Origin of the sequence: Streptomyces griseorubiginosus (assembly GCF_017614965.1) — a bacterium.
In the GTDB taxonomy this organism is placed as follows: Bacteria; Actinomycetota; Actinomycetes; order Streptomycetales; family Streptomycetaceae; genus Streptomyces; species Streptomyces griseorubiginosus_B.
The window spans coordinates 1-1,750 of record NZ_WVUG01000612.1; the positions used below are offsets into that span (position 1 = coordinate 1).

2 protein-coding genes are annotated in these 1,750 nt (G+C 68.3%); both read left to right on the forward strand.

Annotated features, from left to right (window positions below):
• The coding region (locus GRC12_RS44170; protein WP_280117606.1) for a FaeA/PapI family transcriptional regulator at window positions 1-146 on the forward strand (146 nt) is incomplete at its 5' end.
• Window positions 147-273: 127 nt separating this feature from the next.
• Window positions 274-1,647, forward strand: a complete 1,374-nt coding sequence (locus GRC12_RS44175) for an extracellular solute-binding protein (RefSeq protein WP_208786055.1) — start codon at window positions 274-276, stop codon at window positions 1,645-1,647.
• Window positions 1,648-1,750 lie beyond the last annotated feature (103 nt).

The following is a 1,750-nucleotide window of genomic DNA, read 5'->3' on the forward strand; positions in this document are numbered from 1 at the left end:
GGGTGGCGGAGGCCGTGGGGATATCCCGGATCACGGCCCGGCGCTATCTGGAACACCTGGTGGACGCGGGCAGGGCGGCACGCAGCCCGCAGTACGGGACCGTGGGGCGACCGGAGTTGCAGTACCGATGGGTTCCCGGTCGTTAGCCGCTCGTCGTACCCGCCCCGACCCCGACACCGCAACCCTGCAGGCGCATTGACCTGACTAGACCACTCCTCCTACCTTCACCGGGCAACCATCTCGGCCGACAACGACGTAGGCCCGCAGGAGGTCATGCCCGTGCGCCCCACCGCCGCCATCACCGCCCTCCTCTCCACCGCTCTCGCCGCAGGCGCCCTCACCGGCTGCGGCAGCGGTTCCGGAAGCAGTCCGGACACCGTGAGGATCTCGTTCAAGCAGTCCACGGACAACTCGATCCGTGTGATGGACGACTATCTCGCGGACATCAAGAAGCAGTTCGAGAAGCGCTACCCCGGCAAGAAGGTCCAGCTCGTCCCCATCAAGGCCCCGGACTCGGAGTACTACACCAAGCTGCAGCAGATGCTCCGCTCCCCCAAGACCGCCCCGGACCTCGTCTACGAGGACACCTTCCTCATCAACTCCGACATCACCAGCGGGTACTTGAAGCCCCTGGACGCCGACCTGGCCAAGTGGCCCGACTGGAACCAGTTCATCGACACCGCGAAGGCCGCGGCGAAGGCCGAGGACGGGAAGACGTACGGCGTCCCGGACGGCACCGACACCCGGGGGCTCTGGTTCGACAAGGGCATCTTCAAGCGGGCGGGGCTTCCCGCCGACTGGCAGCCGAAGAACTGGGACGACGTCCTCGCCGCCGCCCGCGCCGTCAAGAAGAAGGTCCCGGGCGTCACGCCGATCAACCTCTACACCGGCAAGCCCGCGGGTGAGGCCGCCACGATGCAGACCTTCGAGATGCTGCTCTACGGCACGAACGACGGGACGACGGACCCGCTGTACGACAAGGCGTCCAAGAAGTGGATCGCCGGGAGCCAGGGCTTCAAGGACGCGCTGCGGTTCGTCGAGACCGTCTACAAGGAGAAGCTCGGCCCGGACGTCTCCGACGCCCTCGACCCCAACATCCAGACCATCGTCGCCGGGGATCTGCTGCCGAAGGGCAAGCTGGGCATCGCCCTCGACGGTTCCTGGCTCCCCCAGGCCTGGCTGAAGGGCAGCGGGCACGAATGGCCGAAGTGGTCGAGCGAGCTGGGCCTCGCGTACATGCCCACCCAGCACGGCCAGGCCCCCGGCAAGGTGAGCATGTCCGGCGGCTGGACCTGGGCGATCCCCGCCAAGGCGGGCAACCCCGACCTCGCCTTCGACTTCGTCAGGACGATGCAGACCAAGGCCAACGCCGAGAAGTGGTACATCGCCAACTCCGGCATCTCCGTACGCAAGGACGTCGCGAGCGACCCGTCGTACGCGAGCGCCCAGCCCGGCATCAAGTTCTTCACGGATCTCGTCGCGAGCACGCACTACCGGCCCGCCTACCCGGCGTACCCGAAGGTGTCCACCGCCATCCAGGAGGCGATGGAAGGCGTCACGACGGGTGATCTCTCCGTCGACAAGGCGGCGAGCGGCTACGACGACGCGCTCAAGGACGCCACCGACAACCAGGTCGTCAAGAAGTGACCGCCGCGACCCCGCCCGCGCACGCACCGAGCCCGAGGGCGGCCGAGCCGCCCTCGCGCCCGGCGGCCTCCCCGCCGCCCCGCCGGCAGACGCGCCGTACCCT

Bases quoted from the DNA above. Each gene is read 5' to 3' on its own strand.
- GRC12_RS44175 (WP_208786055.1), top strand. From the start codon at position 274: ATGCCCGTGCGCCCCACCGCCGCCATCACCGCCCTCCTCTCCACCGCT.